Origin of the sequence: Actinopolymorpha sp. B9G3, from assembly GCF_040120725.1 — a bacterium.
Taxonomy (GTDB): Bacteria; Actinomycetota; Actinomycetes; order Propionibacteriales; family Actinopolymorphaceae; genus Thermasporomyces.
In genome coordinates this window covers 29,856-49,612 of record NZ_JBEEAB010000031.1, presented here as the reverse complement: position 1 = coordinate 49,612, position 19,757 = coordinate 29,856, and the positions used below count along the sequence as shown (strand labels likewise).

18 protein-coding genes are annotated in these 19,757 nt (G+C 68.6%); 9 read left to right on the top strand and 9 right to left on the bottom strand.

The window, feature by feature from the left end:
• The first annotated feature begins 34 nt into the window (after positions 1-34).
• Entirely contained in the window at positions 35-1,207 is a 1,173-nt protein-coding gene (locus ABNF93_RS31760) for a citrate synthase (RefSeq protein WP_349331947.1), read from the top strand.
• Between the two features lie 152 nt (positions 1,208-1,359).
• On the opposite strand, the gene ABNF93_RS31755 is transcribed toward ABNF93_RS31760, so the two are convergent.
• On the bottom strand, positions 1,360-2,115 hold the full coding sequence (locus tag ABNF93_RS31755) for a hypothetical protein (RefSeq protein WP_349331946.1): 756 nt from the start codon (positions 2,113-2,115) through the stop codon (positions 1,360-1,362).
• 161 nt (positions 2,116-2,276) lie between these two features.
• Positions 2,277-3,506: a citrate/2-methylcitrate synthase gene (locus ABNF93_RS31750; RefSeq protein ID WP_349331945.1), complete on the bottom strand. Its 1,230-nt coding sequence runs from the start codon at positions 3,504-3,506 to the stop codon at positions 2,277-2,279.
• Positions 3,507-3,558: 52 nt separating this feature from the next.
• Here ABNF93_RS31750 and ABNF93_RS31745 point away from each other — a divergent pair, with 52 nt between their 5' ends.
• The 6 genes from ABNF93_RS31745 (at position 3,559) to ABNF93_RS31720 (ending at position 9,782) form a co-directional block, all read left to right on the top strand.
• Entirely contained in the window at positions 3,559-4,953 is a 1,395-nt protein-coding gene (locus ABNF93_RS31745; protein WP_349331959.1) for a class II fumarate hydratase, read from the top strand.
• Between the two features lie 130 nt (positions 4,954-5,083).
• A complete protein-coding gene (locus tag ABNF93_RS31740) occupies positions 5,084-5,629 on the top strand; it encodes a Uma2 family endonuclease (RefSeq protein ID WP_349331944.1) in 546 nt (181 codons plus the stop codon).
• Positions 5,630-5,667: 38 nt separating this feature from the next.
• A complete protein-coding gene (locus ABNF93_RS31735) occupies positions 5,668-6,354 on the top strand; it encodes a DUF402 domain-containing protein (protein ID WP_349331943.1) in 687 nt (228 codons plus the stop codon).
• A gap of 75 nt (positions 6,355-6,429) precedes the next feature.
• Positions 6,430-7,512, top strand: a complete 1,083-nt coding sequence (locus ABNF93_RS31730; protein WP_349331942.1) for a phosphotransferase enzyme family protein — start codon at positions 6,430-6,432, stop codon at positions 7,510-7,512.
• A gap of 78 nt (positions 7,513-7,590) precedes the next feature.
• Complete coding sequence (locus tag ABNF93_RS31725; protein WP_349331941.1) at positions 7,591-8,169, top strand: hypothetical protein; 579 nt, start codon at positions 7,591-7,593, stop codon at positions 8,167-8,169.
• On the top strand, positions 8,166-9,782 hold the full coding sequence (locus tag ABNF93_RS31720; protein WP_349331940.1) for a multicopper oxidase family protein: 1,617 nt from the start codon (positions 8,166-8,168) through the stop codon (positions 9,780-9,782). Before ABNF93_RS31725 ends, ABNF93_RS31720 begins: the two co-directional genes overlap by 4 nt.
• 49 nt (positions 9,783-9,831) lie before the next feature.
• Here ABNF93_RS31720 and ABNF93_RS31715 read toward each other — a convergent pair whose 3' ends face one another.
• The 5 genes from ABNF93_RS31715 to ABNF93_RS31695 form a co-directional block, all read right to left on the bottom strand.
• Positions 9,832-11,016, bottom strand: a complete 1,185-nt coding sequence (locus tag ABNF93_RS31715) for an ABC transporter ATP-binding protein (protein WP_349331939.1) — start codon at positions 11,014-11,016, stop codon at positions 9,832-9,834.
• 30 nt (positions 11,017-11,046) lie between these two features.
• Positions 11,047-11,871 (bottom strand): carbohydrate ABC transporter permease, encoded by an 825-nt coding sequence (locus tag ABNF93_RS31710; protein WP_349331938.1) that lies wholly within the window; start codon positions 11,869-11,871, stop codon positions 11,047-11,049.
• Positions 11,871-12,800 (bottom strand): carbohydrate ABC transporter permease, encoded by a 930-nt coding sequence (locus ABNF93_RS31705; RefSeq protein WP_349331937.1) that lies wholly within the window; start codon positions 12,798-12,800, stop codon positions 11,871-11,873. The genes ABNF93_RS31710 and ABNF93_RS31705 overlap by 1 nt, the downstream gene beginning before the upstream one ends.
• A 15-nt stretch (positions 12,801-12,815) precedes the next feature.
• On the bottom strand, positions 12,816-14,222 hold the full coding sequence (locus ABNF93_RS31700; protein ID WP_349331936.1) for an extracellular solute-binding protein: 1,407 nt from the start codon (positions 14,220-14,222) through the stop codon (positions 12,816-12,818).
• A gap of 245 nt (positions 14,223-14,467) precedes the next feature.
• Positions 14,468-15,298, bottom strand: a complete 831-nt coding sequence (locus tag ABNF93_RS31695; protein ID WP_349331935.1) for an aggregation-promoting factor C-terminal-like domain-containing protein — start codon at positions 15,296-15,298, stop codon at positions 14,468-14,470.
• A gap of 250 nt (positions 15,299-15,548) precedes the next feature.
• Here ABNF93_RS31695 and ABNF93_RS31690 point away from each other — a divergent pair, with 250 nt between their 5' ends.
• Complete coding sequence (locus ABNF93_RS31690) at positions 15,549-15,941, top strand: hypothetical protein (RefSeq protein ID WP_349331934.1); 393 nt, start codon at positions 15,549-15,551, stop codon at positions 15,939-15,941.
• 155 nt (positions 15,942-16,096) lie between these two features.
• Here the strand turns inward: ABNF93_RS31690 and phoH2 are convergent, their stop codons facing one another.
• On the bottom strand, positions 16,097-17,548 hold the full coding sequence (gene phoH2, locus ABNF93_RS31685; protein WP_349331933.1) for an RNA 5'-3' helicase PhoH2: 1,452 nt from the start codon (positions 17,546-17,548) through the stop codon (positions 16,097-16,099).
• A gap of 308 nt (positions 17,549-17,856) precedes the next feature.
• Positions 17,857-18,618, bottom strand: a complete 762-nt coding sequence (locus ABNF93_RS31680) for an isoprenyl transferase (protein WP_349331958.1) — start codon at positions 18,616-18,618, stop codon at positions 17,857-17,859.
• Between the two features lie 460 nt (positions 18,619-19,078).
• On the opposite strand from ABNF93_RS31680, the gene ABNF93_RS31675 reads away from it, so the two are divergent.
• Entirely contained in the window at positions 19,079-19,708 is a 630-nt protein-coding gene (locus ABNF93_RS31675) for an MBL fold metallo-hydrolase (protein ID WP_349331932.1), read from the top strand.
• Positions 19,709-19,757: the final 49 nt, after the last annotated feature.

Sequence of the window (19,757 nt, the reverse complement as noted above, 5' to 3'; positions counted from 1 at the left end):
GGACGCTCTGTCGTATCCACGAGGGAGGTCCGCGATGCCGTCCACGGGAAGTCCGCCGCGCCAGCCCGGCGAACCGATCGTCGTACCACCTGGCCTTTCCGGGGTTGCGGTCACCGACACGACGATTGGCGACGTCCGCGGACAGGAGGGCTTCTACCACTACCGGCAGTACTCCGCCGTCGAGTTGGCCGAGCAGCGCACCGTCGAAGATGTGTGGCACCTGTTGTTCGAGGGAGAGTTGCCGGACGCCCAGCAACGCGCGGAGTTCGTCCGCCAGGTCCGTCCGATGCGGCACCTCTCTCGCGGCGTGCGTACGGCATTGCCGGCCATCGCACGCACCCGCCCGGCACTACTCGACGGGTTGCGCACCGCACTGTCGCTGTCCGGTGCCGCGGACGGGCTCCGCCCGCTGTGGGACCTGGACGAACCCGCCCGTCGTGCCGACGCGTTGCGCATCTGCGCCCAGGTGCCGACCCTCCTCGCCGCCCAGCACCGCCTCGGCAAGGACCTGGAACCGGTCCCACCACGCGATGATCTGTCGTACGCCGCGAACTACCTGTTCATGCTCACCGGCGAGGAGCCCTCCGAACAGCACGCCTGGGCGATCGAGCGCTACCTCATCTCGACCATCGACCACGGGTTCAACGCATCGACGTTCACTGCCCGGGTGATCGCCTCCACCGGCGCCGACGTTGCGGCGTGTGTGGTCGGTGCCGTCGGCGCGCTGTCCGGTCCGCTGCATGGAGGTGCGCCGAGCCGCGCGCTGGACCTGCTCGACGCGATCGGTACGCCGGAACGCATCGACTCCTACCTCCGCGAGCAGATCACAAGTGGCGAACGCATCATGGGATTCGGACACGCGGTCTATCGCACGGAGGATCCGCGGTCACGGCTGCTGCGTGAGACCGCACACCAGCTGGGCGGGCAGCGCGTGGATTTCGCGGTCGAGGTCGAAGCGCGCGTGCTCGATCTCCTGGCAGAGCTCAAGCCCGAACGCGGGCTGTACACCAATGTCGAGTTCTACGCAGGCGTCGTGATGGAAGACTGTGGGCTTCCGCGGGAGATGTTCACTCCGACGTTCGCGTCCAGCCGGGTGATCGGCTGGTGCGCCCACATCCTCGAACAGGCCCGGGAGCGCAAGATCATCCGCCCTGGCGCGCGTTACGTGGGCCCGCCGCCCCCACAGCCCGTCCCCGCCTCCGCCTGAGCAGGATGCATCCGGCCTTGGTTCCCTGGCCGGCTGCCAGCTGGGCCGCTCCAGTGGATGCGGCCGCCGACGATTGTCCCTTCCCACGCACGCGAACCGGAGGCGAGCGCTGCCCGCCTCCGGTTCGGTCTACTGGTTTCTTCTGGTGTCGCTCACAGCCTGCCGGTGCGTGCGGTGCAGCTGGGGTCGTCCCGCCTGGACCGGTCGAACGTGCCGGTGAACTCGAGGTTCACCGAACTGGTCGTCCTGGTGTAGACCGGAGAGGTGGGTGTGACGTAGTACCACATTCCCAGTCGCCGGTCATTGGGCGAGACGTTCTCGAACTTCGGCGTTCCCGCTTCGTGCATACGGATGCTCGCATTGCTGTGGTCGCCGGTGCCGACCCCCAGTCCGTCGAGTTTGTACGCGAACTGGAACCACTCGTAGAAGCCGGGTGACCCGGGCACGGTCCGGTACCACGCGGTGCCAGAGACGTCGAAGTCATAAGGATGGTTGAAGAGTCCGCCACCACCGCTGATGGCACAGGTGCCCGTGGGAACCTGACGGGTGATGGGGATCTGCTTGAGCTGACCGAGCAGGTTCGGGACGACTCGGGCCCTTCTCGCCTGCGTCGGAGTGATCTCCCTCAGCTGGATCGTCTTGAACTGACCGACCTTGACAGGCGTCGCGGGCCGTGGCGGGGTGGTGACGAACCTGCCAACCTTGACCGGAGCCACCGGGCTCGTCCTGGGGGATATCGCCTTACCGGGTGTGACAACAGTGAACGTGGTGGGCTTGACGGGCGTCAGCTGACCGTCCCGTGCGGCGACCAGGTTGAGGGGGGTGCCCTTGTCAGGAACGGTGACGGCGAGCCCGGTCGCGAGCGCGCCAACAGCGAGCGCCATGACCAACGTCGTACGCCGAAGCATCGGAGGTCCTTTCGTCGTGGCTGTGCGAATGACATGGCGGCTGGTTGGCCGCACCCCAAGTACGGCGTTGTCCCTGCCATGGTTCGCGGCAGTCGGGGCGGGCGGCGGAGCCGGCCTGGCCCGCGAGTTCGCGGGCCTGCGGCATGATCACGCAAGCCCGATCACTTCGGTGCTGGCCCGGTATACAGCGCACGCGGCCGGAATCGCAGGCGGTGCGGGTACTCCTCCAGCGCATGGGCGATCATCCCCGCGACGCGCGCCAACAGGAAGATCGCCTCACCGGAACCCGGTGTCAATCCAGCCTTGACAACGTAGGTGCCCAGGCCGAAGTCGACGTTCGGCGCCGGTCCGTCGTACCGGCCGGCGAGGGCCAGGAGCTCCGCGACGGATGCGTCGACCGCGCCCTTCGGGCCCGCACGTCGCACCAGGTCGAGCAGCGCGTCGGCGCGCGGATCGCGTCCGGTGTAGACGGCGTGGCCGAACCCCGGCAGTCGCTCGCCACCCCGGAGCCGGTCACCGACGAGCTGGGCGACGCCCGACGGACCACCCTCGGCGGCCTCGCGCACCAGCGTCTCCACCGTGGTCACGCTCGCCGCATGCAGAACCCCTCCCCCCGTCGCAAGTCCGGTCAGCACGACGAGGTACGGATCGGCCCACACCGAAGCCGCGACCCGGGCGGCGAGCGTCGAGGCGGGGAGTTCGTGGTCGGCCAGCAGGACCAGCGCGGCGTCGAGCGCCCGGATCTCGCCGCGTCTCGCCGGGCGGTCGGACAGCCGCGACCACAGCCGGGAGGCGATCGACGACCCCTGCGGCGGCGTACGTTCCGGCAGCGCGTCGACCGTCGCGGCGATCAGCCCCCGCGTCGCCGCCACCACGGCCTCGGGTCTGCGGTCGTCCCGCAGTGGATCACACGCCGCGAGCGCCGCGACGATGACCCGCATCCGGTCGATGGGACGGGCCGACGCCGGAAGGGCGTTCTGTGCCTGCCGGGCCACCCGGACCGCCGGCGCCCGCGCCTGCCAGTCGCCCTCGCGCCGCCGCCGTCCAGCCTTTGCCGGCGCGACATCCCAGAGCAGCTCGGCGACGTCCTCGAAGTGCGTCGTACGCGCCAACTCGATCGCGTCGTGGCCCCGGTAGTACAGCGCACCCACGGGGTCGAGCATCGTCAGCTCGGTGTCGATCACCACCTCGAGCGCTCCCGCCCGGCCACCGCGGCGGTGGCGGGCCGCCAGGCGTTCGACCTCGATCCGGTCGAACCGGGACGAACGCCGGTCCTCGCCCCGCTGCCGGGTCAGCGCGCCCCGGCTCACGTAGGCGTACACCGTCTCCGGCTTCACGCCGAGCAGGTCGGCCGCCTGCCGGGTCGTGAGCCACCGCGAGGCTTTCGTCACACCGGTAACCTCACCACATCCCGACGGTCGGACGCGGAATAGAGTCGGGTCCATGGTCGAGCAGCAGGATTACCGCATCGAACACGACACGATGGGCGAGGTCCGCGTGCCCGTCCACGCCAAGTGGCGCGCGCAGACCCAGCGTGCGGTCGAGAACTTTCCCATCTCCGGCGCCACGCTGGAAAGCCACCACATCCGCGCGCTCGCGCTCATCAAGGGTTCCGCGGCCAAGGTCAACGCCGAGCTGGGGGTGCTCGACCCCGACATCGCGAAGGCGATCCAGGGGGCCGCCGCGCTGGTCGCCTCCGGCGTCCACGACGACCACTTCCCGATCGACGTGTTCCAGACCGGCTCGGGCACGTCGAGCAACATGAACACCAACGAGGTTCTCGCCTCGCTCGCCACCGAGGCGCTCGGCCAGCCGGTGCACCCGAACGACCATGTCAACGCCTCGCAGTCGAGCAACGACGTCTTCCCGTCGTCCATCCACATCGCCGCGACGTACGCCGTCGTCGAGGACCTGCTGCCCGCCCTCGCTCATCTGGCGGAGGCGTTCGAGGCGAAGGCGGCGGAGTTCGCTTCCGTGGTGAAGTCCGGGCGTACGCATCTGATGGACGCGACGCCGGTCACCCTCGGCCAGGAGTTCGGCGGCTACGCCGCGCAGATCCGTTACGGCATCGAGCGCGTGCAGGCGTGTCTGCCCAGGGTGGCTGAGCTGGCGCTCGGCGGCACCGCGGTGGGCACGGGCATCAACACCCCGCCAGGCTTTGCGGCGAAGGTGATCGAGGAACTCGTCGCCGCCACCGGGCTGCCGCTCACCGAAGCCCGCAACCACTTCGAGGCGCAGGGTGCCCAGGACTCGCTCGTCGAGCTGTCCGGCCAACTGCGTACCGTCGCGCTCGGGCTCTACAAAGCCGCCAACGACATCCGATGGATGGGATCCGGGCCTCGCGCCGGCCTCGGCGAGATCGCGCTGCCGGACCTTCAGCCTGGGTCGAGCATCATGCCGGGCAAGGTGAACCCGGTGATCTGCGAGGCCGCGCGCCAGGTCGTCGCGCAGGTGATCGGCAACGACGCGGCGGTGGCGTTCGGTGGCTCGCAGGGTGACTTCGAGCTCAACGTCATGCTGCCGGTGATCGCCCGCAACCTGCTGGAGTCGATCCGGCTGCTCTCCAACATCAGCGTGCTCTTCGCCGATCGCCTCGTTGCCGGCATCACGGCGAACATCGACCGCTGCCGTGAGTACGCCGAGTCCTCGCCGTCCATCGTGACGCCGCTCAACCGCTACATCGGTTACGAGAACGCCGCGCGCGTTGTCAAGACCGCCTTGACGGAACGCAAGACCATCAAGCAGGTCGTGCTGGAGCAGGGTTATGTGGAGCGGGGCGACCTCACCGAGGACCAGCTTGACGCCGCGCTCGACGTCTTGTCCATGACCCACCCCTGAGGGTGCCGGCGGCCGCACCGGCCCCGGCTTGTTGGAGGTTCGTCGCCTTCTATGCCGACGAACCTCCAACAACGGCGCACCTAAGTCCACGGCCCGGCCCGTAGGCCCTCGTGGAGGCACAATGGGAGCCATGACCACGCTGCCGTGGGGCCGGGCACTGACCTGCGCCGATCTCGAGGCGGTGCCCGATGACGGGCACCGCTACGAACTCATCGACGGGACGCTCATCGTGAGCCCCGCACCCCGGCCCCTCCACCAGCGGGTCGTCGGCAAGGTCTTCCGACTGCTCGATGATGCCTGCCCCGACGACACCTACGAGGTGTTCGTCGCCCCGTTGGATGTCATCCTTGCCGACGACACACTGCTGCAGCCCGACGTCCTCGTCGCCCGAACCGCCGACCTCACGGACAGAAACCTGCCGGCGGCTCCTGCCCTCGCCGTGGAGGTGCTCTCCGACAGCACGCGGGGCATCGACCTGCTCCTCAAGCGGGAACGCCTCCAACGTGCCGGCTGCCCGGCGTACTGGGTGATCGACCCGGACAAGCCCTCCCTCACTGCCATGGAACTGCGCGGCGGGACCTACCACGACCTCGCCGTCGTGACCGGGCGGGAGACCTTCACCACGGCCGTGCCGTACGCCATCGCCCTGAGCCCGCTCGACCTGGTGAGCCGCTGAAGTCGAGCGGGCCGGGCGGACCGGTAAGTTGTCCGACGATGAGCACGCACAGGCATCCGTCCGACGTACCCATCCCTCCCGCCGACGTCCGGCCGTCGGGTGAACCGCCGTACTGGGAGCCGGGCACGGTCATCTGCTGGCGATACGGGCGGGCGGTTCGACCGATGCGGGTGGTGCTCGATGACGCCGCCGGGCTGGTCGCCTGGCTGGCCCCGCGGACGCCCGTCCTCAAGTCCGTCCTGGCCAACGGGGATGACATCCGCTCCGTGCCGATCGGTCCCGCCCGGTTCACCACCCCACGCGCGAGCAAGCGCGACGTCTGGCACGGCACCGGCATCCTCAAGATCGCGCCTACCGGCGTCCCGTGGTCGGTCTGGGTGTTCTGGGACGACGAGGGCGGGCACCGCGAGTGGTACGTCAACCTCGAGCAGGTCCACGTCCGTGACAAGGAGAACGTCTACACCCGCGATCACGTCCTCGATCTCGTCGTCCACCCGGACCGCCGGGTCGTACGCAAGGACGAGGACGAGTTCGCCGCCGCTGTCGAAGGCGGGCGGTTCGACGCCGAGGTCGCCGCTCAGATCGAGGAGGCCGCGGACGAGGTCGAGCGCAGTGTCGCCGCATGGGAGCCGCCCTTCTGCGACGGCTGGGAACGCTGGCGCCCTGATCCGAACTGGCCGCTCCCCAGCCTCCCACCGCCCACCCTCACCCCCCACTCCCCGTGATCACCCGACCTCCCGTGATCATGATCGTGATCATGAAGGATCTGTCGTCATATCCGCCCGGAAGCCTTCATGATCATGGAACCACGTGACCGGCCCCCCGCCACGACGGGTCCTGATCCCGCCGACCTGGGCACGGCGGCAATCGCCAGGCGTCTCCTCACGGACGGTCGCCTCCTCACTGGCGCTCGTCTCCTCGACGCCTGGCGCCTCCCGTCCCCCACGGATGTACGACGAGCCGACGGCGGCACCAACAACGTCGTCCTGATCGTCGATGTCGGCGCTTCGTCGTACGTCCTGCGGATCTACCAGAACCTCAGCCAGAAGCGGATCGCCGCCGAGCACCGACTGCTCGACGCTCTCTCCGGCGCCGGACTGCCGTTCGCCGTTCCACAACCGATCCCGACGCCCGAGGGACGGACCTACGTCGAGACGCCGGACGGCTTCGCGGCCCTGTTTCGCTACCTCCCCGGACGCACCGCAGACGGCGACAATCTGGCCGAACTCGAGTACGCCGGCGAGGCACTCGCGCTCCTGGGCCTTGCCCTCGCCGAGTTGCCGGCGGCGCTCGCGCCCATCGACTGGCGGATGCATCCACTCGACCGGATGCATCCCGCGGTCACCGACCTGGACGACCTGGCCGACGAACTCGCCCGTGCGGTGCCGGAGACCGACGGCGTTGAGTGGCTTCGCAGGCATGCCGGCCCGACCGCCGGCAGGTACGCGGAGTTGTGTCGTACGCTTCCCGTCCGGATCGTCCACGGCGACTTCGCGATGTCCAACCTGGTGGTCGATGACGACGGTCGACCGGCCGCCATCCTCGACTTCGAGATCGCCGGACTCGACGTCGCCGTCAACGAGGTCGTCACGGGTGTCGCCCAGGCTGCCGGCGGATGGTGGAGCGCCGACGAAGGGCAGCGGGCGAGCGCCTTCTACCGTGGATTCGTCCGCCACATTCCCCTCACCTCGGGAGAACGCGCGGCCTTTCCCGACCTGGTGCGCCTGCGGGTGCTCGGAACCATCGTCTGGCGTGCCGGGCGCTGGCGGCTGGGGCAGTCCCACCTCGACGAGGTGCGACTCCGGCTCGCTACCGGCGTCCACATCGGCCGGTGGCTCGACGCCCACGCGGCTACGCTCCCGGACGACCTCGCCGCGCTCTGACCTACGTCCCAGGACGTACGCAGAAAGCCGTCGGCCGACCGACGCGACCCCTGCCCAGGAGCCGGAAGGCTGAGCGGCATGGAACCAGCGCAACCGGTACCAACTGTCGGTCCTCCCACCACGACTCCCGCGTCCACAGGTCGGGCAGCCGCCTGGCGGCTCACGACCTTCCGGACCCTCCGGATCCTCGTCACCGTCCAGGCCGCGATCATCCTGGCGCAGGCCATCACCGCAGGGCTGCTTCTGTCGGGTACGCCGAACGTTCGCGGAGTGCACGGCCTGGGCGCGATTCTTCTCGTACTGATCGGCCTGGTGCAGGTGGTCGTCGCGATCCTCCACTGGCGCCCCGGCCGCGGGACCGCCCGACTCCTCGGGCCGAGCATCGGCATTCTCGTCGGCGTACTCGTCCAGGCCATGCTGGGTGAGACGCACAACAAGGCCCTGCATGTGCCGTTCGGCGTCCTGATGTTCGGCGGTCTCCTCATGCTCACCCGCCAGCTGTGGTCCGCGCCGGCGGATCGAGCGCCCGACCAAGCACAGGGTCGAGCGCCAGACCGGGCACCGGATGCGGCGCCTGGCCGAGCACCGGATGCAGCATCCAACCAGCAGTCCGGCCCCGCGAGGACCTCAACTCCGGCGAGCGGTGGGCAGCCGTGACCGCGCCCGGACTGAGTAGACGGCAGGCGCTCCGACTGCTCGGCGGTGGCGCGCTCGCGGCGGCCGGCGCCACGGCCGGGCTCACCGCGGCCGCTGGCTGCTCCGCGCTGCCGACGAACACGCCTGACCCCCGGTTACTCCCCAGCGCCGCGCCACTGCCGCGGCCCTTCGCCACCCCGCTCCCGAGGGTGGCGACACTCAAGCCGGTCCGCACGGACGCGACGACCGACTACTACGACCTGCCGCTGCGGGTCGCGGAGCAGGAGATCATTCCCGGGCTGCGAACGCCGATCTGGGGGTACGCCGGGCAGTTTCCCGGGCCGACGATCGAGGCCCGCAGTGGCCGGAGGATCGTCGTACGACAGCGCAACGACCTGCCCGTCCCCGCTGTCACCCACCTGCACGGCGGACGGACCCCGCCGGCCAGTGACGGTTATCCCACCGACCTCCTCCTGCCGGCACGGGGTGGCTTCGCGTCACCCGCCTCGCACATGACCGACGAGCGTGCCGACGTCGTTCGTGGCGTACGTACATATGAGTATCCGCTCGACCAGCGAGCCGCCACGTTGTGGTACCACGACCATCGGATGGACTTCACCGGCCCTGCAGTGTGGCGAGGTCTCGCGGGCTTCTGCGTGGTCCGCGATGACGAGGAGGACGCACTGCCCCTGCCGCGCGGCGACAAGGACGTGCCGCTGTTGATCAGTGACCGATCGTTCGCGGAGGACGGGACGCTGCTGTATCCGGCACTGGACGCGGAGTTCCGCGAACAGCCCGGCGTCATGAAGGCCTACGGCGGAGGTGTCCTCGGCGACGTCGTCCTCGTCAATGGTGCACCGTGGCCCGAACTCGAGGTCTCCCGCAGCCGGTACCGATTCCGGGCCCTCAACGCGTCGAACGCCCGGCGCTACGTGCTGCGCCTCGTTCCTCGCTCGCGCGACGGTGCGGAGCTGAGCAGCGACGAGTTACGCGGCGAAGCACGGATCGTCCAGATCGGCACCGACGGCGGGCTTCTGGAGCGCCCATGGCCGCGCACCGAGATCGCCCTCGCCTCAGGTGAACGCGCCGACGTCATCATCGACTTCTCGGCGTACCCGGTCGGCGCGACGGTCGTCCTGGCCAACGTCGCCGGCGACGGTCCTGCCGGCCAGGTGATGCGGTTCCGGGTCACCGGCGAGGAGGCGGACGACACCGCTGTCCCTTCGCGGCTGTCCCAGGTCGAACGCCTGGATCCGGCGCGGGCGCGCGTCACCCGCGACTTCAGGTTCGAATCGGGCGAGGTCCACGGGCACACCGGGTGGCGCATCAACGGCAAGCCGTTCGACCCGGCACGGATGGACGCGAGACCCCGGCTCGGTGCCACCGAGATCTGGCGTCTCACCACCGACGCCGCCCACCCGATCCACCTGCACCTCGCGCATTTCCAGGTGCTCTCGATCGACGGTGAGCGAGCCGAGGACCCGGTGGCGTGGAAGGACACCCTCGATCTGGGCGCCGTCCAGACGGCGGAGATCGCGGTGCGCTTCGGAGGTTACCGCGGCCGGTACACCTTCCACTGCCACAACCTCGAACACGAGGACATGGCGATGATGGCCAACTTCGAGGTCATCTGAGCCCGAGATGCGGCCGGGAACGGTCCCACCCCGGCCGCATCGAACGCGCCTAGGACGCGCTGGGGGCGGTCGCCGACGTGGTGGAAAGGTTGGCGCCGGTGTGGGGGTCGAAGAGGTGCATGCGCGACACGTCGACCCAGAACTCGGCCTCCTCACCTTCCGCGACCTGGCTGGCCGGGTCGAGCGAGACGATGAGTTGGGGCCGCATCGCTTCCATGTCGAGCTCTTCGGCGAGCGCGTCGATCTGGGAACGGATCTCGGCCGGCGATTCGTACGGCACATAGGCGTACTGCTCGTTGCCGAGCCACTCGGTGACGTCGACGGTCGCGGAGAAGGTCTGGCCACGGTCGCGCTTGGCCGCATCGACGTAGGCCGCGTCCTCGAAGAACTCGGGCCGGACGCCGGCGACCAGAAGCTTGCCGTCGATGTCGGCGGCACTGACCCCCGCCGGCACGGGGACCGTGCAGAACGGCAGCGACACCTGGCCGTTCTCGACGGTGGCGGGCAGGAGGTTCATCGGCGGCGCGCCGATGAAGCCGGCGACGAAAAGGTTGACCGGGTGCTCATAGAGCTCGCGCGGAGTCGCACACTGCTGCAGGATCCCCTTGCGCAGCACCGAAACCCGGTCGCCGAGGGTCATCGCCTCGGTCTGGTCATGGGTGACGTAGACCGTCGTGATGCCGAGCCGGCGTTGCAGCCGGGAGATCTCCGTGCGCATCTGGCCACGCAGTTTCGCGTCGAGGTTGGAAAGCGGCTCGTCGAACAGGAACGCCTCGGCCTCACGCACGATCGCCCGGCCCATCGCCACCCGCTGCCGCTGGCCACCGGAGAGCTGGCTCGGCTTGCGCTGCAGGTGTTCCTTCAGCTCCAGCAGTTCCGCGGCGTGTTCGACCTTCGCCGTGATCTCGGTCTCGGGCAGCTTCGCCAGCCGCAGGGGGAACGCGATGTTCTCGAAGACGGTGAGGTGCGGGTAGAGCGCGTAGTTCTGGAACACCATCGCGAGATTGCGGTCGCGGGGTGCCTTCTCGTTCACTCGCTGACCGCCGATGGTGAGGTCACCGGAGGTGATGTCCTCGAGGCCGACGATCATCCGGAGCAGGGTGGACTTCCCGCAGCCGGACGGGCCGACGAGGATCATGAACTCGCCGTCGGCGATGTCGAGGCTGACGTCATTGACGGCGGGGAAGCCGTCGCCGTAGCGCTTGACGAGGTTCTTCAACTCGATGGCTGCCATGGTGTGAGACCCTCCGGGGGATGGAACGTATCAGCCCTTCACCGCGCCGGAGGTCAACCCGGCAACGATCTTGCGCTGGAAGAGAAGGACGAGCACGATCACCGGGATCGTGACGACAACGGCCGCCGCGGCGATGGCGGCCGTGGGTTGTTCGAAGAACGACTCACCGGTGAAGAAGGCCAGCGCCGCCGGCACCGGTCTCGCCGCGTCGGACGCCGTGAGCGAGATGCCGAAGACGAAGTCGTTCCACGCGAAGAAGAAGGTCAGGATCGCCGCCGTGAACACACCCGGCGCGGCCAGCGGCACGATCACCTTGCGGAACGCCTGCCACTGGGTCGCGCCGTCGACCTGGGCGGCCTGCTCGAGCTCCCAGGGAATCTCCCGGAAGAACGCCGTCAGCACCCAGATCGACAACGGCAACGTGAACGACATGTACGGGATGATCAACCCGATCCACGTGTCGTAGAGACCGATGCTGCGCCACATGTCGAACAGCGGCGGCACCAGCGAGATCGTGGGGAACATCGCGATCGCCAGCGCCATCGACAGGATGAGCTTCTTGCCGGAAAAGTCCAGCCGCGCGATCGCGTAGGCCGCCAGCGTCGCGAATGTCACCGACAACACCGTGGAGATCAACGAGATCCCGATCGAGTTACGCAGGGCAGAAGTGAACAGTCCTGACTCGAAGACGGTCCGGTAGTTGTCCAGCGACCAGGCGCTCGGGAAGAACTGCTGGTTCTGGACATCCTCCCCCTTCTTCATCGACAGGGAGAGGATCCAGCCCACCGGAAAGAGGGTGTAGACGATGACACCCAGCCCGGCGACAACCCATCCGGCGGTGAGCCGCCCCTTCATCACCGATCACCCCTCACCTGGGACAGGTCGGTCCGGAACACCTTGATGAAGACAACGGCGATCAGGACCACGGACAGGAACAGCAACACCGACACCGCCGAGCCGAGGCCCACCGCGGTACGGGTGATCATCTCCCGATAGGCCAGGAAGGACACCGTTTCGGTGCCCTGTGCGCCATTGGTCATCACGAACACGTTGTCGAAGATCCGGTACGCATCAAGGGTCCGGAACAGCAGTGCGACCATGATGGCCGCCTTCATGTTCGGGATCGTCACCTTCCACAGCCGCTGCCACCAGGTGGCGCCGTCGACCTTCGCGGCCTCCTGCAACTCCTCCGGCACCTGCGCCAGACCGGCCAGCAGTAGAAGCGACATGAACGGTGTGGTCTTCCAGATCTCCGACAGCGAGATGGCCGCGATCGAGGACCAGAACTGCGCGAAGAAGTCGTAGTTCTCCAGGCCGAACCAGCCGTTGATGAATCCCGAGTCCGGCGCGAACGCGAACTTCCACGCGAAGGCCGACACCACGGTGATGATGCCGTACGGAACGAGAATCGACGTACGCACGATGCCGCGTCCGAAGATGATCCGGTGCATCACCATCGCGAACGCGAACCCGATCACCAACTCGACCGCGACCGTGATCACGGTGATCAACACCGTGACACCGACATCGCGCCACCACAGACCGTCGGTCAGGATCACCGCGTAGTTGTCGAACCACACGAACCGCCGCGACTGCGGGTCGGTGATCCGGTAACTCTGCAAGGACAACCAGACCGCCTGCAGCATCGGATAGGCGGTCACCGCGAGCATCACGACGAACGCCGGCAGGCAGAGGTACCAACCCAACCGCTGCTCGTGGCGAGCTCGCTCGGTCACCTTGGGCCGCTGGACGGTCGGAGCGGCCGTGGACTCGACCGTTGTCATCAGACCTCGGACCCCCTAGCTCAACTCGTTGTCTTGGAGGACGGCGACGATCAGGTCGGCCGACCGGGCGGGCGTCTGTGCGTTCAATCCCGCCGGCGGATGCCACGTGCGCTGGATGGTGGCGGTGATGTCCGGGTAGTACGGAGTGACGGGCCGGGGCGCCGCCTCGTCCACCGACTCACGCAGGAGTTCGGCCATCGGGAACGCCTTCCTGATCGCGGGATCGGTGTACACCGACTCGACTGTGGCGAGCAGTCCCTCGCCCAGCATGTAGGTCTGCTGGCTCTCGGGCGAGGTCAGGCACTCCACCGCGTCGACCGCGAGCTCCGGGTGCTCGGAGAACGCACCCACGGCGAGATCGATGCCACCCAACGGCGGTGCGCTGGGCTCACCCTCGACGACCGCCGGCCACCGGGCCCACCCGATGTCGTCGATCCGGGCTTCCTGGTCCTCGACCGCCTGACGGAGTTTTTCCTTGTCCGCTTCGGACTTCGCCGACTCGAGCTGACCTTCGAGGTCGGTGAGCATGCTGGTCTCAGCGGTGTAGACGAACGGCCAGTTGGTCATGAAGCCACCGTTCGCGGCAAGGAAACCCGCCTGCGCGGTCCCCTCGTTGGAGTTGCTGATGTCGGCCGGCGCGGCCTTCGACCTCGCGAGAGTCCGGACGACCTGGGCCGCCTCCCGACCCGCGGCGGAGTTCAACGCCGGCGTGACGTCCTTGCCCGCTTCGGGATTCCTCAGGATCTCGCCACCGGCCGAGGCCACCAGCGAGTTGATCAGCACGGTGTAGCCCTCGTACCGCGACGCCTGCACCTGGACGGTCGTGCCGGTGTCCTCGGCGGCACTGATCACCTGATCCCAGGTGACGGCGGAATTCGGGCCAACGTCGAGCCCGGCCTTGCGGGCAACGGATTTGTGGTACCAGAGCAGCTGGGTGTTGGTGTTGAACGGAACGGCGAAGAGATCACCCTGCCACTGCGCGGACTCCAACGGCCCCTGCAACATCCCTCGGGTCAGCCGCTCGCGCTCCTCGCCCGTGAACTTGCGGACGAATCCCGCGTTGGCGAACTCCGCGAGGTAGGGAACGTCAAGGCTCATCAGGTCGATGCCCGAGTCGCTCGCGGCGAGCCGGCGGACGAGTTGCTCACGCTGTCCGGTGGACTCCCGCGGCAGCAGGGCCGTCCTGATCTCGTAACGTCCATCGGCGGCCTGTGTGCACTCGGCGGCGAGCTTCTGCTGCGTACCGTTGTCCGGGTTGATGTACCACGTCAGCGCCGGCACATCGGACTCGCTGCCACACCCGGCCAACGCCGCACTGGCGATCAGCGCCGCCGAGGCGAGAACCGCGCCGGCACGACGCCTGGTGGAACGCCTCGCGCTCGGACCCGCTTGCCGTCGTCCACGGTCGGCTGCGTCGTGCACTACGCCTCCCCGTTTGCCTCGTCTCTTCCGGCCCGTGCGGACGGCCCAGAGGGACCGCGGAACCACACGCTGCGCCACCTCGGCTGGGTGGTCGATCTTTCGGAGCCGCAAGTAAACCACGTCTGGTGGCGTCTCGCGAGAGATCTTGCGGCGGCGTCGAGGAGGAAAAAGAGAATGCCCAGGCGGCGAACACCATGGGCACCCTGTCGGTGTACTCCGTCAGAACTCGTGCTGTCGAAGCCTGGTCAGTACCAGTTGTTGGCCTGCCAGAACGACCACGCACCACACGGAGTCGAGTAGCGGTCGGCGATGTAGTTCATGCCCCATTTGATCTGGGTGGCCGGATTCGTCCGCCAGTCGTCGCCATAGGCGGCCATCTTCTCGCCTGGCAACGCCTGCGGGATGCCGTAGGCGCCAGAGCTCGGATTGGTGGCGCTGGGGTTCCACCCGCTCTCGTGCTCCCACAGCGTCTCGAGACAGGAGAACTGCGACGAGTCCCAGCCGAAGTCGCCCATCATCCCCGAGGCGATCGCCTTCGGGTCGCTGAGTGCCAGGCGTTCACGGGCGCGGGAGGCACGTTCCTCGGCCCGGATGCGCTCGATCGCGGTGCGGTCGAGGACCGCCTGCCCGGTGGCCGGTGTCGCCGCCTCGGTGGCCGTGGGTGTCGGTGTGACTGTCCTGGAGGCGCGCGGGGTCGCCGTGGGTGAGGCGGTCCGCTTCGGAGCCTTCTTGGCCCCGAGGATGCCCGAGTTGCCGACGTCGGACAGGACCAGCGTGTTGCGGGGCCCGAACTGGTCGCTGCTGATGAGTACGCCGCCACCGACCGCGCCGGTCACTCCGATGCTGGCCGCCGTCATCGCCGCGAAGGTCGGGCTCAGGCGCGACGGGCGCCTGCTCGCAGCTTTGGTGGCGAGCTTGCTCGCCGACCTGGCCTTGGGCTTCGCCGGCGAACGGGACACGGCCCGGGCCGCCGGTCCGGAGGCCGCCTTGGCCAGGCCTGCCTTGATCCCGCCCGACCTGGTCGCCGATTTGGTCGCCACCTGCGCCCCGGCCCGGGCGGGCACGGGGGCGGCCATAGGGCGAGCCACCGGCGGTCGGGCGGCCACCTGCCACCGCGGTACGGCCACGGCGGGAGATGGCGCGGCCGCGGGTGGCGCGACAGGTGCGGGTGCGCCGGTTGCTGGCGCGACAGCAGAGGGTGCGGCAGGAGAGGGCGTCGGAGCGCCCGCACGTGGTGTACGCGAACCGGGAAGCCCCCCTGGCCAGGCGACCGACTGCACCGTGCGGGGACCACCTGGACGAGCCTGCGCGGTGGTGCCGGGTCGGGTGACCGCGAAGCCGGAGACCCGGGAGGGCGGCGGCGAGACCGGGGAAGGCGACCGGGACACCGACGAAGACGACCGCGAGACCGAGGAGGACGACCGCGAGACCGAGGAGGACGACCGGGACACCGAGGAGGACGACCGGGACACCGGGGAGGACGACCGGGACACCGGGGAGGACGACCGCGGCACCGGCGAAGACGACCGCGGCACCGGCGAGGACGGCTGGGACGCCAGGGACGACGGCGAGGAGGAGGGACCCGGCGACGGGGCGGCGATGCGCTTGCCGCCCCGGCTGGGTGGTGGCGTCGGCGTGGCTGACGAGCCACGGGACGCCGAAGCGAACAGTCGCCCTCGTGCCTTGTGTTTGGGCGGTGCCTTATGCCTAGCCGAATAGCTAGCCACAGCTGCCTCCAGACGCCATTCGCGGACCGTTCGGTCGCGCGACGTGAGCCCGACTTGCCCCTGCTGCACGCACAACGTAGCAGTGCTGCAACTTTGTGTTACTAGTTGGGGATGCCCGGCGCGTCATCGTGACACACCTGGCCGCGGTCACAGCGAGATGTCCTCGAGCATCTCGGTGACAAGTGCGGCGATCGGCGACCGCTCCGAACGGTTCAACGTCACGTGCGCGAACAACGGGTGCCCCTTGAGCTTCTCGACAACTGCAACGACACCGTCATGGCGACCGACCCGCAGGTTGTCGCGCTGACCCACGTCGTGGGTAAGGACGACCCGCGAGCCGGAACCAATGCGCGACAATACCGTGAGGAGCACGTTGCGTTCCAGTGACTGCGCCTCATCAACCACGACGAACGAGTCGTGCAGCGACCGTCCCCGGATGTGGGTCAACGGGAGCACCTCGAGCATTCCCCGGTCGATGACCTCCTCGACCACATCCGCGCTGGCCACAGCGCCGAGGGTGTCGAACACCGCCTGCGCCCACGGCTGCATCTTCTCCGCCTCGCTGCCGGGGAGGTACCCGAGGTCCTGTCCTCCGACGGCGTACAACGGCCGGAAGACGACGACCTTGCGGTGTTGCCGGCGTTCCATCACGGCCTCGAGCCCTGCGCACAGAGCGAGCGCGGACTTGCCGGTTCCGGCCCGGCCGCCGAGGCTCACGATGCCGATGTCGGTGTCGAGTAACAGCTCCAGCGCGACGCGTTGTTCGGCCGAACGACCATGCAGGCCGAACGCCTCGCGGTCACCGCGGACCAGGCGTACCTGCTTGTCGGGCGTCACCCTGCCCAGGGCGCTGCCACGTTCGGAGAGCAGGACAAGGCCGGTGTGACATGGCAGGTCACGCGCGACCTCGAGGTCGATCGTGCCGTCTGCGTACAGCCGGTCGACGTCGGCGGCGGTGAGATCCGCCTCCATCATCCCGGTCCAGCCGGTGACGGCCGGAATCTCGGCGCGGTACTCCTCGGCCGTCAGGCCCAGCGCGGACGCCTTGACCCGCAGCGGAAGGTCCTTGGAGACGAGGACGACATCGCATCCCTCAGCGGCAAGGTTGCGCGCCACGGCCAGGATCCGGGTGTCGTTGTCAGGGACGCGGCCGTACCTACCACCGGGCACGCCTCCACCCCGCAGGTCGGGCGGCAGCAACTCCGGATCGGTGTGGTTCAGCTCGACCCGCAGCGTGCCCCCCGCCGCGCCGACCGGCACCGGCTCGTCGAGCCGGCCGTGCAGGACGCGCAGCTCGTCCAGCAGGCGCAGCGCGGTGCGAGCGAAGTAGCCGAGCTCAGGGTGATGCCGTTTGCCCTCCAGTTCGCTGACGACGACGACCGGTATGACCACATCGTGTTCGTCGAACCGCTTGAGCGCATGGGGATCGGCGAGGAGAACGCTGGTGTCGACGACGTAGGTACGCGCGCCGGTCGGACCCTTTCCGACACCGCCGTCCCGGGTCGCCCCTGCGGTCGCGGTCGCGGGCTTGTGTCCGGCAGCTGAGCGGGCGCTCGACTTGCTCGCACCCACGGTCGCGTTCGGCTTCGATGCAGCCACGTGCGTCCCCTTCGGGCCAGCGGCGCGCACCAGCGCCCGGCCCTCGCCTGTCGAGATGGTGGACCGGGACCAAGCCGCAGGGCCGGGTGCCGGCCCTCTCGCGACGCGGCCGAGAGTTGGCAGAACCCAACCCGTGGCCACGTTCACCATGCGTACCCTTCCCCGCCTCGCGGCGGGAGGAGGACGACTGCGCACGCATCGATGGGCCTCCCGAACAGCCGGGGTCTCTCCGACCGTCAGGATCGAAAATACGTGGGGTTGGCCCCCGCGAACAGAGGGACACGCAAACAGGCAGGTTAACTGGGAGTTCAGAGCCCGTAACGACGGTTACGCGCTGCGTAGGCACGAATCGCCCGGAGAAAGTCGACCTTGCGGAAATCCGGCCAGAGTGCTTCACAGAAATAGAACTCGCTGTGCGCACTCTGCCACAACAAAAAGCCGGACAGGCGTTGTTCGCCGGACGTACGAATAATCAGGTCGGGATCCGGTTGCCCTTTGGTGTAAAGGTGTTCGGAGATGTGCTCGACATCGAGCAGCTCCGCCAACTCCTCCAGTGTCGTGCCCCGGCTCGCCTGCTCGTGCAACAACGAACGCACGGCATCGGCGAGTTCCTGCCGGCCGCCGTAACCGACGGCGACGTTGACGAGCATTCCCGAAACATTTGCCGTGCGTTCAACGGCGCGTTTGAGCCGGCTCGCGACCGAAGTCGGCAACAGGTCGGACGCTCCCACCGGGTGCAGCCGCCACCGGCCGGTTGCGGCCAGTTCCTCGACGATGCGTTCGATGATCGTGAGGAGGGGTTCGAGCTCCTCCGGCGGCCGGGACAGGTTGTCGGTCGAGAGCATGTAGATCGTCACGACGTCGACGCCGAGTTCCTCACACCAGCCGAGGAACTCCGGGATCTTGTCGGCACCGGCCTGGTGACCGCTCGAGACATGGCTGCCGGACGCGCGGGCCCACCGGCGGTTGCCGTCGATCATCACCGCGATGTGCCTCGGCACCCGGTCGGCGGCAATCGACGCCATCAGGCGTCGCTGGTAGATGCGGTACAGCAGGCCCGGACGGCCCATGGAACCCGTCACCTCCTCAGGGTGTCCTGCTGCCCGAGGCTACCGCCGCGGGCACGGCGCACGCGCGCCGAGTCGGCAAGCCGGTACGACGTGTCACGGGCGCCCCTCTCACCTTCATAGACTCGTGAGGTGCCGTCCTGGTGACGTCGTACGGACGAACCGATGGGAACCGCCCGGCGGCCCGACGTGCCCTTGGATGAGGGGCACCCTGTTGCGAACCTATTGGATGGGGCGCCTCTCATGCGGCGTTACGTGCGTACGTACGCCAGGGTGACGGCTCGCGGCGAGGCGTCGCTAGGGAGAGCGGGAGCCACCCGCCCGGGGGTGGTGCTGCCGCACCCGGCCCCAGGGCTGGGTCGAAGGCCGGGTGGAGAGGGCGGTCGAAATGCCCGGTCGAAGGCCGGGTCGAGAGGCCGGGTCGAGAGGCCGCGAGGGTCGAAGGGACAAGGGAGGAGCGTCCATGCGCATCATCAAGTACACCCATTCGTGCGTACGCCTGGAGAAGGGTGACCACGCGCTCGTCATCGATCCGGGGTCGTTCAGCGAGGAGGAGCCGCTGGACGGCGCAGAGGCGGTGCTCATCACCCACGAGCATGTCGACCACCTCGATGCCGGCAAGCTCCGCCGCCATCCCGACGTCCAGATCTGGACCAACGCCGCCACGGCCGCACTGCTGGACGATGTTGATCCGGCGCGGGTGCACGTGGTGGCCGGCGGGGACTCCTTCACGGCGGCGGGATTCGAGATCGGCGTGCACGGCGAACTGCACGAGGTCATCCATCCCGACCTGCCGCAGGTGCCGAACGTCGGGTTCTTCGTGGATGCGTCGTTCTTCCACCCCGGTGACGCGTTCACCGTGCCTGAGGCTCCCGTGCGTACGTTGATGGTGCCGACCAGCGCGCCCTGGCTGCGTGGTGCGGACTCGATCGACTACATCCGTGCGGTCAAGCCGACTCTGGCGTTGTCGGCGCACGACGGAATGCTCAACGACATCGGCCTGCAGGTCGTCGACGGACTGGTCGGATCGATGGCCGAGAAGTCCGGATCTCGATTCCGCCGGCTCGCCGTCGGCGAGGCGCTCGACGTCTGATCCGGCGCCCGCCGGCGTACCCGCCCAGTCGCGGTTCAGCCGCCCGTTC